The sequence below is a fragment of the Polaribacter sp. Asnod1-A03 genome, assembly GCF_045063585.1.
In the GTDB taxonomy this organism is placed as follows: Bacteria; Bacteroidota; Bacteroidia; order Flavobacteriales; family Flavobacteriaceae; genus Polaribacter.
In genome coordinates, this window is record NZ_JBEFOE010000009.1 from 3103202 (window position 1) to 3123044 (window position 19843).

Annotated in this window: 17 protein-coding genes; 7 read left to right on the forward strand and 10 right to left on the reverse strand. The window is 29.3% G+C overall.

Annotation, left to right across the window (positions count from 1 at the left end):
- Positions 1-35 precede the first annotated feature (35 nt).
- The 6 genes from ACJJVY_RS13810 to ACJJVY_RS13835 all read right to left on the reverse strand — a co-directional run bounded on the left by ACJJVY_RS13810 (position 36) and on the right by ACJJVY_RS13835 (position 7378).
- Positions 36-3392: a leucine--tRNA ligase gene (locus tag ACJJVY_RS13810; RefSeq protein ID WP_405609895.1), complete on the reverse strand. Its 3357-nt coding sequence runs from the start codon at positions 3390-3392 to the stop codon at positions 36-38.
- Positions 3393-3548: 156 nt separating this feature from the next.
- Positions 3549-4091: a DUF2911 domain-containing protein gene (locus tag ACJJVY_RS13815; protein WP_405609898.1), complete on the reverse strand. Its 543-nt coding sequence runs from the start codon at positions 4089-4091 to the stop codon at positions 3549-3551.
- 95 nt (positions 4092-4186) lie between these two features.
- A complete protein-coding gene (locus tag ACJJVY_RS13820) occupies positions 4187-4381 on the reverse strand; it encodes a FeoB-associated Cys-rich membrane protein (protein WP_405609901.1) in 195 nt (64 codons plus the stop codon).
- Positions 4303-6414 (reverse strand): ferrous iron transport protein B, encoded by a 2112-nt coding sequence (gene feoB, locus ACJJVY_RS13825; protein ID WP_405609904.1) that lies wholly within the window; start codon positions 6412-6414, stop codon positions 4303-4305. Before feoB ends, ACJJVY_RS13820 begins: the two co-directional genes overlap by 79 nt.
- 1 nt (position 6415) lies before the next feature.
- Positions 6416-6646: a ferrous iron transport protein A gene (locus ACJJVY_RS13830; RefSeq protein ID WP_405609907.1), complete on the reverse strand. Its 231-nt coding sequence runs from the start codon at positions 6644-6646 to the stop codon at positions 6416-6418.
- Between the two features lie 51 nt (positions 6647-6697).
- A complete protein-coding gene (locus ACJJVY_RS13835; RefSeq protein WP_405609910.1) occupies positions 6698-7378 on the reverse strand; it encodes an SCO family protein in 681 nt (226 codons plus the stop codon).
- A 171-nt stretch (positions 7379-7549) separates the two neighbouring features.
- Between ACJJVY_RS13835 and rseP the strand changes: the two genes are divergently transcribed.
- Positions 7550-8896 (forward strand): RIP metalloprotease RseP, encoded by a 1347-nt coding sequence (gene rseP, locus ACJJVY_RS13840; RefSeq protein ID WP_405609913.1) that lies wholly within the window; start codon positions 7550-7552, stop codon positions 8894-8896.
- 641 nt (positions 8897-9537) lie between these two features.
- Here rseP and ACJJVY_RS13845 read toward each other — a convergent pair.
- The 4 genes from ACJJVY_RS13845 to ACJJVY_RS13860 all read right to left on the reverse strand — a co-directional run bounded on the left by ACJJVY_RS13845 (position 9538) and on the right by ACJJVY_RS13860 (position 14842).
- Positions 9538-10953 carry a flotillin family protein gene (locus tag ACJJVY_RS13845; RefSeq protein ID WP_405609916.1) on the reverse strand — a complete coding sequence of 472 codons (1416 nt, stop codon included), beginning with the start codon at positions 10951-10953 and terminating at the stop codon, positions 9538-9540.
- Between the two features lie 16 nt (positions 10954-10969).
- Entirely contained in the window at positions 10970-11542 is a 573-nt protein-coding gene (locus tag ACJJVY_RS13850; protein ID WP_405609919.1) for a hypothetical protein, read from the reverse strand.
- A 564-nt stretch (positions 11543-12106) separates the two neighbouring features.
- Positions 12107-12661 (reverse strand): DsrE family protein, encoded by a 555-nt coding sequence (locus tag ACJJVY_RS13855; protein WP_405609922.1) that lies wholly within the window; start codon positions 12659-12661, stop codon positions 12107-12109.
- A 357-nt stretch (positions 12662-13018) separates the two neighbouring features.
- Positions 13019-14842 carry a TonB-dependent receptor plug domain-containing protein gene (locus tag ACJJVY_RS13860; RefSeq protein ID WP_405609924.1) on the reverse strand — a complete coding sequence of 608 codons (1824 nt, stop codon included), beginning with the start codon at positions 14840-14842 and terminating at the stop codon, positions 13019-13021.
- Between the two features lie 67 nt (positions 14843-14909).
- On the opposite strand from ACJJVY_RS13860, the gene ACJJVY_RS13865 reads away from it, so the two are divergent.
- The 6 genes from ACJJVY_RS13865 (at position 14910) to ACJJVY_RS13890 (ending at position 19842) form a co-directional block, all read left to right on the forward strand.
- Positions 14910-16409 (forward strand): PLP-dependent aminotransferase family protein, encoded by a 1500-nt coding sequence (locus tag ACJJVY_RS13865; RefSeq protein WP_405609926.1) that lies wholly within the window; start codon positions 14910-14912, stop codon positions 16407-16409.
- Between the two features lie 81 nt (positions 16410-16490).
- A complete protein-coding gene (locus ACJJVY_RS13870) occupies positions 16491-17756 on the forward strand; it encodes a Y-family DNA polymerase (protein ID WP_405609929.1) in 1266 nt (421 codons plus the stop codon).
- A 9-nt stretch (positions 17757-17765) separates the two neighbouring features.
- Positions 17766-18143 carry a DUF2007 domain-containing protein gene (locus tag ACJJVY_RS13875; RefSeq protein WP_405609932.1) on the forward strand — a complete coding sequence of 126 codons (378 nt, stop codon included), beginning with the start codon at positions 17766-17768 and terminating at the stop codon, positions 18141-18143.
- Between the two features lie 168 nt (positions 18144-18311).
- Positions 18312-18746, forward strand: a complete 435-nt coding sequence (locus ACJJVY_RS13880; protein ID WP_091895148.1) for a LexA family transcriptional regulator — start codon at positions 18312-18314, stop codon at positions 18744-18746.
- Positions 18747-18826: 80 nt separating this feature from the next.
- Positions 18827-19342 carry a DUF2975 domain-containing protein gene (locus tag ACJJVY_RS13885; protein WP_405609936.1) on the forward strand — a complete coding sequence of 172 codons (516 nt, stop codon included), beginning with the start codon at positions 18827-18829 and terminating at the stop codon, positions 19340-19342.
- A 2-nt stretch (positions 19343-19344) separates the two neighbouring features.
- The gene (locus ACJJVY_RS13890; RefSeq protein ID WP_405609939.1) at positions 19345-19842 is read left to right on the forward strand and encodes a DUF2975 domain-containing protein; all 498 of its coding nucleotides are present in this window, start codon (positions 19345-19347) and stop codon (positions 19840-19842) included.
- The last annotated feature ends 1 nt before the right edge of the window (position 19843 follow it).

The window sequence follows — 19843 nt, forward strand, 5'->3', positions numbered from 1 at the left end:
CACAAACAAGAAAACCTAAAAGATTTCTATGTTTTTTATCCTACAATATTTATAATTTTACCAGGAACAACAATTACTTTTTTAGGTGTTCTACCATCTAATTGTGCAATTGTTTTTTCGTGTGCCATTACTGTTTTTTCTATTTCTTCTTTAGACATATCCAAAGGAAGTTCTAACGTAAAACGCATTTTTCCGTTAAAAGAAATTGGATAATTTTTAGCATTTTCTACCAAATGTTTTGGCTCAAACACTGGAAATTCTGCTGTAGAAATAGATTCTATATGCCCTAACAAACTCCACAATTCTTCTGCAATATGCGGTGCATAAGGAGAAACTAAAATTGCTAAAGGTTCTAAAATTGCACGTTTGTTACATTTTAAAGATGTTAATTCGTTTACAGCAATCATAAATGTAGAAACCGATGTGTTAAAAGAGAAATTCTCTATATCTGCTTCTACTTTTTTAATGGTTTTGTGTAAAGTTTTCAATTCATCTTTTGTTGATTCTGCATCAGAAACATCAAAATTTTCTCCGCTAAAATACAGTTTCCATAGTTTTTTTAAGAATGATGAAACTCCAGAAATACCTGAAGTTTTCCAAGGTTTTGCTTGCTCTAAAGGTCCTAAAAACATTTCGAATAAACGTAAACTATCTGCCCCATATTCTGTACAAATAGCATCCGGATTTACCACATTGTATTTAGATTTAGACATTTTTTCTACTTCACGTCCTACTTTATAAACTCCTTCTTCTAAAATAAATTCAGCATTTTTATAATCATTATTTAAAGGATGGTTTTTAAATCCATCAACATCTAATTCATCAGAAGAATTTACCAAAGAAACATCCGAATGAACAGGAGATTTAGTAATCATCACTAAATCTGCAAAATTAGGGTTTAAAAACTTGTGATCTAACAAATAGTTTTTAACAACAGTTTCAAACTCATCATCAGAGTTAAATAAGTTTTTAGAAACAAAAACTGTTGGTATTTTCTCTAAAATATCATCATTAGATTTTTCATCAGAACAACCACAACCACTTTTTACAAAAGCTGTTGCTTTGTAAACAAAAGCAGAAGTTCCTAAAATCATTCCTTGATTAATTAACTTTTTAGCAAACTCATCTACAGGAACAATGTTTTTATCAAACAAGAATTTTTGCCAAAAACGCGCATACAATAAATGCCCTGTTGCGTGCTCAGAACCACCAATATATAAATCTATTTCTTTCCAATAATCTAAGGCTTCTTTGCTCGCAAATTCAGTTGGATTTGTAGCATCCATATATCTGTTAAAATACCAAGAACTACCTGCCCAACCTGGCATTGTGTTTAGCTCTAAAGGAAAAACAGTTTCATTATCAATTAAATCATTATTAACAACTTTATTAGTTTCTGTGTTCCAAGCCCAAACTTCTGCATTTCCTAAAGGTGGCTTTCCATCTTCAGTTGGCAAATATTTTTCTACTTCTGGCAACACAATTGGCAAGTGTTTTGCGTCAATCATTTGTGGCATTCCGTCTTTATAATATACAGGAAATGGTTCTCCCCAATAACGTTGTCTACTAAAAACAGCGTCACGCAAACGGTAATTTATTTTTCCGTAACCAAAGCCACGTTTTTCCATTTCAAAAATGGACAATTTTAATGCTTTCTTATATTTTAATCCTGATAAAAAATCTGAATTTGCAATTACGGTTCCGTCTTTATCAGCATGCGCTGCTTCAGAAATATCAACTCCTTCAAAAATATTAGGAATTTCGATTCCGAAATGTTTTGCGAAATCGTAATCACGTTGATCACCACAAGGAACCGCCATTACAGCACCTGTTCCGTAACTTGCTAACACGTAATCTCCAATCCAAATTTGTACTTTTTTACCAGAAAAAGGATGAATTGCATACGCACCTGTAAAAGCACCAGAAATGGTTTTTACATCTGCCATTCTATCACGCTCACTTCGTTTTGCTGTAGCTGTAATATAAGCTTCTACTTCCGCTTTTTGAGCTTTTGTTGTTATTTTAGCAACCAACTCGTGTTCTGGAGCTAATGTTAAAAACGAAACTCCAAAAATAGTATCTGGTCTTGTTGTAAAAACATCAATTTTATATTTATTCTCGTCTTTTGAAACAGCTACTTTTTCGGCTTTTTCAATTGGTTTTGTAAACTGAATTGCTGTATTAATTTTAGAAACTACTTGAAGTACATTTTCAATTACTTCTTCGTTTGTAAAACGTATTACATTAAAACCTTCGTTGTTAAAAAATTCCGTTCTTACTGCTTCATCTTCTTTACCAGAAAACTCAACAATTAAATTTTTAGCAATACAAACATAATCAACAATAAAAGTACCAATTGTATACTTTTTTCTAAATTTAGCTGCTCCTTTTTTATTTTTTAATTCATCCCAAAGCACTGTTTCGGCTTTTGATAAATTTAAACGTAACTCTTTTAAAGCTTCTAATTCTTTATAAGATAATTTAACTTCAGAACTTGTGTTTTCTGCAACTCCTTCTACTTCAAAAGAAACCATTGCTCCTTGTGAACGTCCAATCCAATTGGTTTGAGAATCTTTTAAAGGTTGTGGCCAATCGATTTTTTCTAACCCATCTAACAAACGTTGCGCATATGCAGAAATTCTCATAGACCATTGTGTCATTTTTTTACGCACAACAGGATGACTTCCACGTTCTGAAACTCCATTTACAATTTCATCATTTGCTAAAACAGTTCCTAAAGCCGGACACCAGTTTACTTCTGTATCAGATAAGAATGTTAATCTGTATTGTAATAATATTTCTTCTTTTTTGGTTGATGAAAAAACATTCCATTCATCAGCTGTAAAAGAAATAATTTCTTCATCGCAAACCGCATTTACTGTTGCATTTCCTTCTTTTTCAAAAATCGAAATTAAAGTAGCAACATCTTCTGCTTTATCTGTATCAATATTATACCAAGAATTAAATAGTTGGATAAAAATCCATTGTGTCCATTTATAATATTCCGGACTAGAAGTTCTTACTTCTCTACTCCAATCAAAAGAAAAACCAATATTATCTAATTGTCTTCTATACGTTGCAACATTTTCTTCTGTAGTTTTTGCTGGATGTTGCCCTGTTTGAATGGCATATTGTTCTGCTGGTAAACCAAAAGAATCATACCCTTGCGGATGCAACACATTAAAACCTTTATGACGTTTGTAACGTGCATAAATATCACTTGCAATATACCCTAAAGGATGCCCAACATGTAGACCCGCTCCTGATGGATAAGGAAACATATCTAATACATAATATTTAGGCTTTTCAGATTCATTACTGGCTTTAAAAGTTTGGTTTTCTGCCCAAAATTTTTGCCATTTCTTTTCTATCTCTAGGTGATTATATTGCATTCTAATTTCTTTATTTAAGCTGCAAATTTACGTTTATTCTTTAGAAGATTAAAGTAAAAATCAACTTGCTTAAATTGGTCTTTTTAGGCATAAAAAAAGCGTAAACATTGTTTACGCTTTTTTTTAAAGTTTAGTAAAAACTACTCTCTAATATTTTTAAAATACAATTGGTAAAGAAACTACAGTGTGTCCCCAACCCATAAATAACTTAATTTCATTATCTTCTCCTTCTAAAGAAATAGAAAAAGCTTCAATATTATCTTCTGATTTGGTAACTTCTGCATTAACTCTAACAACATCTTCTGCTTCTTTATAAAAATAAGAACCCCAAACATTCTTTGCTGTACTTAAAATAATTGTCCATCCGTTATCCGATGGTATAGAAAACAAAGTATATCTTCCTGCTTTTACTTTTTTACCTCCAAAAGTTGCGTCTTTATAAAAATAAATTTCTGTTGCTTCGTTAGCTCCTGTTCTCCAAACATTATCTTTTGGTGCCAATTTAGCTAAATCTCTTCCTTTTAATTGAGGTCTACTATAAATTACTTTTACAAGTTTATTAGATTCTTTATAACTTGTAGGGTAAGAAGCTACATCCATAGGACTTACATCTAATTTTGAAAATTTTTGAGCAAAAGATTCTGAACTAAACACTAATGTAATTGCAATAATTGCAAGAGATAAAATTGATTTTTTCATTTTTTTATAATTAAATTATTATTCTAAGTCTATTAGGTCTTTAAAAATAAAGAACCTTACATTTTTAATATATTATTTTCTCTTTAAGAATATGTTTAATGACAACCACAATCCGTGCCACAATTACTTTTTTTCTTAGATCTAAAAAAATATTTTTTTACCAAATAAACAATTGCTAAAAAAAGAAGAATGTAAATAATAATTTCTTGCATTAACTTAAAATTTGATAGGTTAAAAATGACGAAACATAAGCCAATAAAGCCAAACCAAATAATTGAATTAATGGCCATTTCCAACTTTTTGTTTCTCTCTTTACAATCGCTAAAGTTGCCATACATTGCATTGCAAATGCGTAAAAAACCATTAAAGACATACCAACAGGGAAATTAAAACGCTTTTCGCCCGTATCAGGATTTATTTCTGATGCCATTTTTTGCTTAATGGTAGTTGTATCTTCGTCATCTGCTTCTACACTGTAGATTGTTGCCAATGTACCTACAAAAACTTCTCTTGCTGCAAATGATGTTATCAATGCAATTCCTATTTTCCAATCGTAACCCAAAGGTTTTATAGCTGGTTCTATGGATTTTCCAAGAACACCTATGTATGAATTTTCTAATTTTACAGAAGCTATTTTTTGTTGAATTTCATCATCACTTAAATTCTTATTATCAACATTTTCTGTAACGTATTTTTCTGCATTATTATACTTTTCTCCTCCATTAGATGCTAAAAACCACAAAACAATGGATAGCGCTAAAATTATTTTACCTGCTCCCAAAACAAATGCTTTTGTTTTCTCTACTACTTCATAAAACACATTTTTTATAGATGGTAATTTATAATTTGGCATTTCTACAACAAAAAATGACTTTGTTTTTACATTTAATGTTTTATGTAAAATATATGCTGCTATAACTGCAGATGCAAAACCTAAAGCATATAAAGCCAGTAATACTAAACCCTGTAGATTTAAAAAACCAAATACTTTTTTATCAGGAATAACCAATGCAATTAGAATTGCATAAACTGGCAAACGTGCAGAACAAGTGGTAAATGGCGTTACCAAAATAGTAATCAATCTTTCTTTCCAACTAGAAATGGTTCTGGTTGCCATAATTGCTGGTATTGCACAAGCTGTACCCGAAATTAACGGAATTACACTTTTACCATTCATACCAAAACGACGCATAATTTTATCCATTAGAAAAACCACACGACTCATATAACCAGTTTCTTCTAATATTGCCACAAATAAAAATAAAATGGCAATTTGTGGAATAAATATAATTACTCCTCCAATACCTGGTATAATTCCTTCTGTTAATAAATCCGTAAGAACTCCGGTTGGTAAATTATCTTTTGTAAAATCTGCAATTTCAGCAAATGTACCGTCAATAAAATCCATTGGAATAGAAGCCCAATCAAAAATAGATTGAAAAATCACTAATAATAAGACTACAAAAAACACATAACCAAAAACTTTATGTGTAAAAACTCTATCTAATTTACTACGTAAATCGGTTGCTTTACTTTTATCAACAATGTAGGTTTTCTTAAGAATTTTATTAATCTCTTGATAACGATAAATAGTTTCTTTATGTTGATATTTTTTTAACTTAGAAATGTCTTTTTTAAAATCTAGTAACTTTTGTTTTTCTTCGGATGAAATTGTTTCTGGATAATTATTTTGAGTAACCATCAACCACAACTCATACATAGAATAATTGGGGCTAATTTCTTTTAATTTATCAAAATAATCAGGATCAATTTGATGATTAATTCCGCATAAAGGTGATGCTTTTGCCGCAACATGACAACGAATAATTGCTTCTTTTACGTCATTTATACCTTCCTTTTTTCTTGCACTTATTAAAACAACTTCTGTACTTAACTCTTCTTTTAATAATGATAAATCTATAGAAATACCTTTTCTTTCCATTTGATCAACCATATTGATTGCCAGAACTGTAGGGATTTCTAAGTCTTTAATTTGAGAAAACAGCAGTAAATTTCTTTTTAAATTCTCTACATCAGCGACTACTAAAATTACATCTGGAGATTCTTTTATATCTTTTTTTAATAACGTTTTTAAAACAATACTTTCATCTAAAGAGGTAGGGTTTATACTATAAGTTCCTGGTAAATCTGTAATAACTGCATTTTGTGTTGCAGATAATTTACTTTTACCTTCCTTTTTATCTACTGTAATCCCTGGATAATTACCAACTTTTTGATTTAAACCTGTAAGTTGATTAAATAACGAAGTTTTACCAGTATTAGGGTTACCTATTAAAGCAACTTTTATATCATTTTTAGACATATTATAAACTTACTTTAAGTATTTGAATTTGAGATGCAGTTTCTTTTCTAATTGCTAAATGACTACCATTTACACAGATGTAAAGCGGATCTTTTAAAGGTGCAACTTGAACCAATTGCACTTCTGCACCGGGTAAACAACCCATTTCTAATAATTTTAAAGGAATAAAATCTAACGATTCTTCAGAAATATAACCAATTTCTCCTTTTTGTAACGTAGCTATTGTGCTCAATGAATTTTATTTGGAAGGCAAATATAAGAATTTAGAATGATTCTAAACAGCTTATTTAGAAGCATATTCTTCTTTTAACAAAACAATATCTTCTTTTAATTTTTGCATATCCTTTTTTTCTGTTCCATCGTAATACCCACGGATACGTCTTTCTTTATCTACCAAAACAAATTGTTCTGTATGAATAAAATCATTTTCATCTCCGTTTCCTTCATCTAAAACAGCAAAATAACTTTTTCTTGCCAATTCGTAAATATGCTTTTTACTTCCGGTAGTTACATTCCATTTTCCATCAATAACACCTTTTCTTTCTGCATATTCTTTTAAAACAGAAACACTGTCTATCACTGGCGTAACAGAATGAGAAAGAAACATAATATCAGCATCGTTTTTATAAAACTCTTGCAACTCACTCATATTATAAGCCATTGCAATGCAAATAGTTTGACAACGTGTAAAGAAAAAATCTGCTACATAAATTTTATTCTTGTAATTATTATTAGTGATAAATTCTCCTTTTTGATTGATCAATTCAAAATCTGCAACAGTATGATTTTTTTGAATATGCAACATACTATCGTCTACCAATCTAGGGTTTACATCTGCTGGATTGTAAATTTTAAGACGATTATCTACTTTTAATAAATGATAAAAAACAGGTAGTGAAACAGCAGAAAAAACTATAAAAAAAATAAGTGTTGGTAACGATTTTTTAAAGAATTTAAAATCCATAAAATAAATTTATAAATACAAATTTACGACTTAAAACCACCATAGAAAAACAAACAAAAACAAATACTTTGTAAAATCTTTGTTAAATTAAAAATGACATTCTATTAACACTTTTTATACTCTCTTTAAAAACGTACATTTGCGACCATTATAATTATGATTTAACGCTGAATGGAAATATTAATAAAAGCATCGCAATTTATTTTAAGTTTATCTTTATTGATTGTTTTGCACGAGTTAGGACACTTTGTGCCTGCAAAATTGTTTAAAACAAGAGTAGAAAAATTTTATCTTTTTTTTGATTATAAGTTTTCAATTTTTAAGAAAAAAATAGGAGAAACCGTTTATGGTATTGGTTGGATTCCTTTAGGTGGATATGTAAAAATATCTGGTATGATTGATGAAAGCATGGATACCGAACAAATGGCTTTACCACCACAACCTTGGGAGTTTAGATCTAAACCTGCATGGCAACGTTTAATTATTATGTTAGGAGGAGTTTTTGTAAACTTTGTATTAGGTATTTTTATCTACATAATGTTAATGTATACTTATGGTGAAAAGTTTTTACCAAACGACAATGTAAAAGACGGTGTTTGGGTACAAGATTCTTTAGCCATGAATTTAGGCTTAGAAACTGGAGATAAAATTTTAACGATTGATGGTGAAAAAATTAAAAAATTCTCTGAACTTACCTTAGGTTTCGTAAACGGAAATGATTTTCAAATAGAAAGAAACGGGGAAGTTGTAGAAAAAGAAATTCCGGAAAATTTTATTTCTCAATTAGTTGACAGAGGTAAAGATGCTGGTGCAATTTTATTACCAAGATATCCTTTTGTAATTGCAGCTGTTTCAGAGGATTCACCAAATATAAACTCAGATTTAAAAGCAAAAGATATTGTAGTTTCTATTAACGGAAACGCCATTAAATATTTTGATGAAGCCCAAACTGAATTAGATAAATTTAAAAACCAAGACATAACAGTTACAGTTAAAAGAGGCACAGAAACTAAAGCTATTCCTGTAAAAGTTACTAATGAAGGTAAATTAGGCGTTGGATTAGGTCAACTTTCTTTTAAAGACTTAGAAAAATTAGGTTATTATAATTTAGCTGAAATAGAATATTCTTTTGCAGAAGCAATACCTGCAGGTTGGAACAAATCTGTAAAAACACTTACAGACTATATTAAACAACTAAAAAAGATTTTTAACCCTAGTACAGGAGCCTATAAAGGTTTAGGTGGTTTTATTTCTATTGGGAGTATTTTTCCATCGGAATGGAGTGCAGAATCTTTCTGGAACATTACAGCATTTTTATCTATAATGTTAGGTTTTATGAATCTTTTACCAATACCTGCTTTAGATGGTGGACACGTAGTTTTTACCCTTTGGGAAATGATTACAGGTAAGAAACCTGGAGACAAGTTTTTAGAATACGCACAAGTAACTGGTTTTATAATTTTAGTAGCCTTATTACTTTTTGCAAACGGTAATGATATTTTTAGGTTGTTTAAATAACACAATAACCTTGTCAGGATTATAAAAACCTTCGAAACAATAAGATTCGAAGGCTTTTATAATTCAAACCCTAAATGATTGATTTACAAAATAAAAATATGTATACCTTGTATCACATACATTACAAGAATAAGCTTTTGTTCCTGGAATTAGTTTTAAAATAGGCTTTCTTCTTATTCTATCTCTCGAAGGAGATTTACATTTTGGACAAGCTTTCATAATTTAGATATTTTTATTCCCATCGCTAATTTACTAAAAATCAAAAATTTATAGTTTTATTTTTGCTTTTTGTTCTTAAAAGGACTTTTTCTGTTCTTAAAGTAATGTTTCTAATTACTTACTAACTCATTCTTTCTTCTTTTAAAAAACAACAAACAGTTTTTTACTTAAAGTAAAAAACTGTTTGTATTTTATAATTATAAGAGAGTTTCTTAATGGTAGAGAACAAGAGTATATTTAAGTACTTATATTAATTTTTTTCATACTTATACATACAAAATTTTGTATATGTAAACAATAACTTTAAACAATCGAAAGGTAATAAAACCATAAATTACAAAAACAAGTATAAATACCCATTTTAAAAAATCTATCAATCTTCTTAATTCTAAGATTAAATCATATTATAAAAAAAATTACTTTTAAGAAGGTAAATTACTACTTTTGGTTTCATCAATATCTATTGTAGATGCTTCTGACAGTTCTTTTCCTTTTAAATAATCTGGTAATTGCATACCTGCCATATTAAACATTTCTTGTAAAGGTGGCACTGCTTTATACATACCAGAAATAAAATTAGAAGTTGATGTTTTTCCGTCTTTTCCTCCTCCGTTTTCCCAAACAGTAACTTTATCAATTTTAATATTTTTAATAGCTTCTGCTTGAGTTTTTACCAGTTCTGGTAACTTATCAGCAATTAACAATAATGCTGCATTTTGAGAATCATTACCAGCTGCTTTCACTATTTCATCTAAACCTGCTGCTTGTTTTGTTAAAACTTCATACAATCCTTGTGCTTCTGCTTGTGCTTTAAATAAAATAGCATCTGCTTCACCTTTTGCTATTCTTCTAATATTTTCTGCTTGTGCTTCCGCATCAATTTCTACTTTACGCTTATCTATTTCTGCAGGTACAATAACATCTGCTAATTGAGAAGAACGCTCTCTTTCTGCTCTTGCAACCTCTGCTTCTTGCTCTGCTGCATAAGATTCTCTTAGAGCGTTTGCTGTTTGTACTTTTTCTGATGCAATTGCCGTACGTTCTGCTTCTGCTTCTCTTTGTCTACGTAAAGAGTCTGAATTAGCTACTGCAATTTTTGCTGTATTTTCTCCTTCAACAGCTTGTGCATTTGCAGCTGCAACTTGTGTTCTTTGGTCTTGTACAGCATTAGCCTCACCAATAGAACCATCTCTATTTTTTTCTGCAACAGATTTACGTGCTGCATTAATTGCATGTGCTGCTGCTTCTTTCCCTAAAGCTTCTATATAACCAGACTCATCAACAATATCCGTAATATTTACGTTGATTAATTTTAAACCAACTTTCTTTAACTCTGTTTCTACACTTTGCGAAATATTGGTTAAGAATTTATCTCTATCATTATTAATTTCTTCAATATCCATAGAGGCAACTACCAAACGTAATTGACCAAAAATAATTTCTTTTGCCAATTCTTGAATATCTGGCAGACCTAAACCTAATAATCGTTCTGCTGCATTTTGCATAATACCTGGTTCTGTAGAAACACCTATTGTAAATCTAGAAGGTACATTTACACGAATATTTTGTTTTGATAAAGCATTTACCAAATTAACTTCTATAGACATTGGTGTTAAATCTAAAAACTCATAATCTTGAATTACAGGTAAAATAAATGCGGCTCCACCATGAATACATTTGGCAGATTCGCCACCACTAACTTTACCATACACTACTAAAATTCTATCCGAAGGACATCTTTTGTAGCGTTTTATCATTGCAACTAATAATATAAAAACGAATAGAATTGCAACTCCTATTCCAATTAAACCCGTAAAAGGGTTACTTTGTAAAATCATTAAATTTAGCATTGTTTTATTTTTGAGGTTCTATTATTAAAATTCCGTTATTTGTTACTTCAATCACTTTTATAACATTTCCTTGCTTTAAATCTTCTTTATAATCTGTTAGGGCTTCTAACTCTCTTAAAGCTCCTTGTATTTTTATTTGTACTTTACCAATTTTAGACCTTTTAGCACCAACAGTTAAATATACTTCGCCAATTGCATTTAAAGCATTTTGCATTTTTAAGGTTCCGCTAGATGTTAATTTACTAATGTAATAAAACATTGCTGCCATTATAAACATCATTAATAAACCACAAAAAATAGAAATTATAACAGTTATCGTTTTAGAATTACCCGCGTCTAAACTTGCAAGTCCACTCCAACCGAAAATAGCAAAAAATGCAACTAAATTTTTAAATGTAAAAAACTGAAAACCAACACCTGTATCTGCTTCTATTTCCACATCTACATCACCAATATCATCTGTATCTGCTCCAATAAAAGTACTTATCAAAACAAATAAAAAGAATAAGGTAGAAATTGCGGTTATTATCCAATAAGTCTTTTCAAAAGAGGATAATTCTAAATACCATTCCATCATAACAATTAGTTTTAAAATAATTAAATATAAAGATTTTTTGACTGAATAAAGTGATTTATTTTGTCAAAGTAAAGAGATACTCATTACTCTTAAAACCAACTTTCAAAGAGCACTCTTTTTGCTGATTTTTAGCTTTAATAATTTTTTATCAATTCTAGAAGTAATAATACTGAAGTATTAAAGTTTTGGATGAGTTTCTACTATTAGTAGTTAAAAAATAAGTTTTGTTACATTTAATCTAAATTACTTCGAAAAAAGTTTAAAAACTATTTTTGTTTAGCAACTTTATACTCAAGATTAGTTCGTTTATATTTCTTTCCTATGATTTAATCTTAAGATATTTTGAAATTTAAGAGAGTATTCTATCCTTTTTTTAATAAACACATACAAAATTGATTTCCTTATCTTTTTTTAAAGAAGCTATTGATTAAGAAAACAAGAGATAAAAATATATCATTTTAGACCAATTTTCAAAAAAAATTAAATCTAAATTTAGCTGAAATATTAGGTAAAATATATACTGTAAAGTTTATCGAGCACAGTAATCATTATTAAATACTATTTTTAGAATTTAATAAGCGAATAATTTTTCATTTGATATACTGTCAACACACTCATAGCCGATAAAGCAACTTTAACTTCGGGTAACAAATCTGCTTTATTGTATCCACTATATGACATCGATTGTCCACATAAAAACACTTCGACACCTACATCTGAAAGAGATTTTATTAATTGCTTATTTGGATTATCTACTTTAAATTTTTCTTTGTAAACAGATGATGACAGGGCATCTTTTGTAGAACTTCCATGTAAAACAAGAGCTAAGCGAATTTTATTTTTTGGGGTTCCGTAGCGAACATGCATATTGTAATAACGGTGTAAACTAGAAATAATAGAGTTTATTTTACTTGGGTTTGTTTGTTTTCTATCAACATCAAAAATAGCTTTTAATTCTTGAGAAGGATCTGGAATAAAATCTAAATTATCAATAGAGAATACAGCTCCAATAGTATCAAAAACAGGGCCAGTAGTTGGTTTATTCTTTTGTCCGTGAGATAAAGTAACTTGTGTAAGTATTAGTATTAAAAAAAGTAAATATTGAAATTTATGTTGCATTTTTATTTTATAAATCAGAATGAGTTTCTATCCAAAGACAGCATGAATGGTTTTCGCTAAAATAGTCATTATTCTATAATTATACTTTTCCTTTAGCAATTTCATTTTGTTTAATTTTAATTTTTAAACGTGTTCTTTTTGGTTTTTCTCCCAAAGCCTCAAACTCAGAATCTTTTGATTCTACAATTTGTGATTCTTTCTTTCTAATAAATAGTTTTGAGGATTTAAATCTAATAATTTAAACAATTTTATGTTTTATATTACTCATTTTTTAACAGATAAAGAATATAAAAATAACTTTAAAATCCTTGGCATAAATATACCAAGGCCTTAGAAAAAACGGGAAATTAATTCTTTTTAAAAATTATATCTCAATCCAAATAAAACGTTGCTTGGTGGCATTGGTACAAAACCAGATTCTATATAATCTGCATTAAAAATATTATTTGCAGTAATTGTAAAACTAACTTTATTTACATCAACAATTATAGAAGCATCCCAAACATTATAACTTGTACCAATGGTACGTTCTGCGTGTTTGTAAATAATATTCTGACTTACATTTTTAAATAATTTTGATGAAAAACGTGTTGTAAATTGATGTTTTAACGTGTTTAAAGAATAACGAGATAAATCTTTATTTTGGTCTAAAATATCGTCTTCTAAAAAAGTATAACCAGTTGCTAACGTTTGATTATAAGCGCCTACCTTAAAATTATAAGATGCATTAAATTCAAAACCTTGCGTATTTACTTCTGCAATATTTGTAGCTGTAAATATACCATCATCAGTATTTTCTCTTACATAATCAATTAAATTATCTGAATCTCTGTTAAAAAAAGCTACCGATGCAGAAAATTGAGTATCATCAAATTTAAAACCAATTTCTTGCGCAAAAGCTTCTTCTGGGTCTAAGTTTTCATTACCAACAGTTGCAGGATCGCTGTAAAACAAATCTGTATAAGTTGGTATTCTATACGTATAACCAATGTTTCCGTAGGCTTTTAAATTGTCTGTTATTTTAAATCCTAAATCTAAACCAGGAAAGGCATGAAATTTAAAATCAGAAAAATAAGTAACCGCAACTCCTGGAGTTATATCTAATTTATCATTTGCCAATTTAAAACGATGCTCTAAAAATAAGTTTGCCATCGTTCTATTTCTATCACCTAAATTAGTACTACTAATAGAAACTTTAGAAACATCAATACCAAAACCTGTAACACCTAAATTAGACGTGTAAGAAGCATTGGTTTCTACACCTACTTTATTAGTAATATGTAAGTTTCTATAAAAACTAGGGTCGTCTCTTCTTAATAAAAAAATATCTTGTCCTCTTCTCCAATAAACCCTTGGTGTTATTTTTAAGTTTTCTGTTTTAAAAGTAGTAGAAACTCCAATTACACTATTCTGAGTTTCTTCATATTCATGAAAAGTTTCGTTTGTAGTGTAAAAATTTTCTGCTCCATATTTTTTATCAAAAAAAGTAGCTAGAACTTCTATTGGTTGTTGTTGTTTATTAAAAACTCCTTTTAAGAAATAATTGTAATTATTATAATCAGAATTATTACGATATCCGTCTGATGTTAATGCGCCAACATGTGCAATTATTGATGAATTTTTAAACTCTTTACCAACCGTAACAGAACCATTTAACTGACCAAAAGAACCTGCTTCTACATTTACAGATGCTGTATTTGCTAATCTCTTTTTGGTTACAATATTAATAGCTCCTGTAAATGCATTCTGACCGAAAACTCTTGCTGCAGGACCTTTAATAATTTCTATTCTTTCGATAACTTCAATTGGTAAAGCAGCATTTAATGTATGATGTCCGGTTTGAGAATCATCCATTTTAATGCCATCAATCAATAATAAAGTTTGATCGAAACCGCCACCTCTAATATACAAATCTGCTTGACTTCCTGCAGTTCCTCTTCTTCTAATATCTACACCAGCAACTTGTTGTAACAAATCGGCAACATTGGTAGCTGCACTATTTTTTATAACTTCAGGTGTAATAACGTTTATAGTTCTAGAGTTTTCTTTAAAAGGCAAATCGATTCTAGTAGAAGTAATTATAACTTCTTTTAAGGTATCTCTTTTTACGGTATTAGTTTGTGCTTTTACTTGAAAAGCAACAAACAATAAAGTAATTATTAAGGTAATTTTAATTTTCATAAATAGTGATTTAAAAACGATGCAAAACTCGTAACTTTCCGGACGATTAAAATAGTCCAGTTATAAAATGACAGATAGTCCGGTTAATACTCTTTTTAAGCAATTAATACATTTTGATAAATCGATACCTCAACCTGTTTATATACAAATTGCTCAGCAAATAATAAATGCCATACAACGTGGCTATATAACTAAAGGAACTCTTTTACCCGGAACACGAGTTTTAAGTCAATCTTTAAAAATACACCGAAATACCGCAGTTGCTATTTACGAAGAATTAGCGTCGCAAGATTGGGTAGAAATCATTCCTAATAAAGGTACTTTTATTTTAGAACCAGCACTAAAAACAGCAAAAATAAAAGCATCTTCGCAAAAAATAAATGAAGCGTATAACACTGCAAAAACAACCGGATTTCCATTTCAAAAATCATTTCATTTAACATCAACAGTTCAAGTAACGGAAGCTAAATATACCATTAACGACGGTAAACCAGATTTACGTTTGCATCCTGTGCATCAATTTTCTAGATGGTACAGCGCCGCAATGAAACGAAAAACATTGATTAAAAAATGGAACAGACCCAACGAATCTTCTTTTTCGTTGTTTCAAACACATCTTTCTAATCACTTAAATGCCACAAGAGGTTTCCACATCAACCCAAATAATTTAATAAGTACACGTAGTACAGAAATGAGTTTGTACATTGTTTCTCAATTATTGATAAAACAAAACGACATTGTTTTAGTGGGTAATTTAAGTAATTATGCTGCCAATATGATTTTTCAACAAACAGGCGCAAGTATTAAAACGATTCCAGTAGATGCCGATGGTTTAAAGGTAGATTATATTAAAAAACATTTTATAAAAAACAGCATTCGATGTATTTATATCTGTGCACATAGAGATTACCCAACAACTGTAAAATTGAGTGCAGATCGTCGTTTGGCCTTGTTACAATTGGCAAAAGAATATGGTTTTGCAATTATTGAAGATGATTACGATTACGATTTTCAGTTTGAAGGTTCTGCAATGCTACCAATGGCGAGTTCTGATGCAAACGGAATGGTCATTTATTTAGGGAAATTAGGACAATCTTTATTCCCTAGTTTTCAAACAGGGTTTGTAATTGCACCAGAAAATTTAATTTCTGAAGCAAAAAATTATTTACAATTATTAGACGAACAAGGCGATTTAATTCAACAACAAATGTTATCTGAATTAATTAATGAAGGTGAAATTTATCGTCTCATAAAAAAAAATATTGTTATTTATAAACAAAGACGAGATTGTTTGTGCCAACTTTTAACGCAACATTTTTCCGAAATTGCACATTGGAAAATTCCTTCTGGCGGATTGGCTATTTGGTTACAATTCTCACAACAAATATCTTTAGTAAAACTAGCTGAAGAAGCAGAAAAAAACAATTTATTTCTACCAAAAACCATTTTATATCAAGACAAAAATACCTGCGCCATTCGTTTTGGTTTTGGTCATTTAGAAAACGAAGAAATGGTAATTGTAATTGAAAAACTTAAAAATGCTTATAATAAATTGGTTTTAAGTTAGATTGATAACTACTTCCTCACTTTTACCGATTAAGATATTAACAACGTTATTTTACATTCTATTTTTAGGTACTTTTATAGCATGTTTGCACTAATAGATTGTAATAATTTTTATACTTCTTGCGAGCGGGTTTTTAATCCGAACTTGCAAGGAAAACCAGTTGCTATTTTAAGTAATAACGATGGTTGTGTAATTTCTATGAGCGACGAAGCTAAGAAATTAGAACTCCCATTTGGTGCGCCAATTTTTAAATGGGAACAATTTTGCAAAGAAAAAAATATTACGGTTTTATCTTCTAATTATCCTTTATATGGAGATATGAGTGCTAGAATAATGAATATTTTAGCTGATTTTTCTCCGGATGTAGAAGTGTATTCTATTGACGAATCTTTTTTACAATTAAAAGGTTTTGAAAATTATGACTTAGAAGAATATGCTACAAAAATTAGAAGTAGAATTTTAAAATGGACCGGAATACCTACTTGTGTAGGAATTGCGCCAACCAAAGCACTTAGTAAAGTTGCCAATAAAATTGCGCGTTCTAACATAAAGCAATCTAAAGGAATTTGTATTATTGATTGTGAAGAAAACAGAATTAAAGCCTTAAAATGGACAGAAATTGGCAACGTTTGGGGAATTGGTCGTCGTTTAAAAACCCGATTAGAAGCCAAAGGTTGTACAAATGCTTACCATTTTACACAACTGTCTAGCGATTGGATTTTAAAAGAATTTTCTATTGTAGAATGGCGTTTGCAAAAAGATTTACAAGGCATTTCTAAAATTCCGTTAGAAGAAATTTCATCCAAAAAAATGATTGCAACGACAAGAAGTTTTGAATATACCTATTCTGATATCGACAATATAAAAGAACGTATTTCTACTTTTGCAGCAAGTTGTGCAGAAAAATTACGCAACCAAGCATCGAGTTGTCACATGGTAATTGTACAACTGTCTAGCGATCGTCATCAAAAAAACGCACCACAACATAGAGAAAGTAAAACAGTGGTTTTTTCGTACCCAACAGATTCTACATTAACTATTTCTAAAGCTGCTGTAGAAGCTGTAAAAATGATTTTTAAATCCGGAATTAAATACAAAAGAGCTGGTGTAATTGTTACTGGTTTAGTACCTAATGATAATTTTCAACTCAATTTATTTTCGCACGAAAATCCAAAACACAAGCCGTTAATGTCTGCAATTGACAAATTAAATCGTAAATTTAAAGCAGACAAAATTAAGTTAGGAAATCAAGATTTAAAACGCACTTGGAAAATGCGTCAAGAAAGATTATCTCCTAGATTTACAACAAATATGAATGATATTTTAATTGTAAAAGCCACTAAATAAGTTTTTTTTATGAATGATAATTATAAAATTTTAGCCGTTTTTGATTATTCTACAGAAGCACATGTTACCAAATCTAAATTAGATTCAGAAGGTTTAAAAACCTTACTAATGGACGAAAAAACGATAGATACTGATCCTTTGGTTAGCAATGCAATTGGTGGCGTAAAATTGTTGGTTCATAAAAATGATTTTGATAAAGCTGCTACTATTTACAATGAAATTAGAACATATCAAAAAGATAAAAATGGAAACGATATTTTTTGTCCTAACTGTAATTCTACTAAAATTTTAATTGCTCCTCTTAAAAGGAAAAATATATTTTTTATGTTATTTCCTTTTTTTGAAAAAACAAAACACATCTGTAATAATTGTAAAACAGTATTTTAATTACCTGTTTTATTTTTACCTTTCTTAATTCTAATATGTCAGTTCGAGTGGTTTTGAGGCACGAAAAATTGTATCGAGAACAATTTAATAACTTAAAATTCACAACATTTTTTAATTCTAAAATAATATCTAAAACATTTCAAGAAAAGTTATAATTTGCAACTACTTATGATTGGAACTAAAAATCTTACTTTTTTTACACCAAAGGCTTCTTCTGGAGATGGAGCCGTTTTGGTTGATGTTGGCATTTCTGCTGGTTTTCCTTCGCCTGCAGATGATTTTAGAGAAACTAGAATTTCTTTAGATGATGAATTGATACAAAACAAAGACGCTACTTTTTTTGCCAAAGTAAAAGGACAATCTATGATTAATGCAGGTTTAGATGATAACGATTTGTTAGTTATTGATAGAAGTTTAGAACCTACCAACAATAAAATTGCTGTTTGTTTTTTAGATGGAGAGTTTACAGTAAAAAGACTTCGTGTAGAAAAAAATGAAGTTTGGTTACAACCAGAAAACCCTAATTACCCAATTATAAACATTACAGAAGAGAATGATTTTATGATCTGGGGAATTGTAACTAGTGTTATCAAAAAAGTATAAATTATCTTTTTTTAGTATTTTATTATTGTTTATCAATAATTTTTATATATTTACATTTTAAATACTAAAAATAATTTTTGATGAAAACAGCAAGTATTTTAAAAGTGATGCACATTCTTTCTTGGATTGTCTTTATAGGATTGTGTATAAAAACAGGCGCTATTTTAATATCTTATTTTATAAGTATTGGAAATCCTGAAGCAGCAAAAAACTTATATGCTGGTTTAAATTTATCTGAATATTACAATCTTAGTTTTACACAATACACTTTTATTGTGAGCTACAAAATTGCTTTGTTTGCTACAGAAGCCTACATTGCTTTACTGGTTACTAAATTATTAAAAGCCTTAAACCTAGAAAAACCATTTAACATTGAAGTTCAAAAATTGATGCAAAATATTAGTTATAGTATTTTTAATTTGTGGATTCTTGCAATGCTACACAATACTCATATTCAATACACAGGAAAAAAGTATGATTTCTCTATGGATTTATTCTCAAGTGATTTTCTCTTTTTAGCAGGTGTTATCTTCATTTTTGCACAGATTGTAAAAAGAGGAATTGAAATTCAATCTGAAAACGATTTAACAATATAATTATGAAAACTAATAAATTTTTTAAAATCTTAATTGATGGATTATTCGTATCACAACTTATTTTTATTCTCGGTATCTTTTTCAATATACCAAATGGCGTATTAAAAATTAATATGCATAATTCCCCTGTTGAGGCATGGGAATTAATTTATTGGTTAATATTCTTCTTTAGTATTATATCTTATATCTTCTTTATAATTGCTTTATTTCAACTTAGAAAAATAGCAAAGCATTTACTAAAAAAGAATTATTTTACAGCTTTAATTATCAATAGTTTGAAAAAAAGTGGAAAAGCATTCGTCTATTCTGGCATTTTTTCTTTTTCTGTTGTTGTAATAAGTTTCTTTAGAAGATTAATTGATAAAACCTTTCAACTAACTTTTGATAGCGATTTAATCATTTGTTTATTTATCACTACTATCGGTTTATTTTTAATAATTCAAAGTAAAGCAATGCTCTCTGCAAAAGAATTAAAACAAGAAAACGATCTAACAATATAAT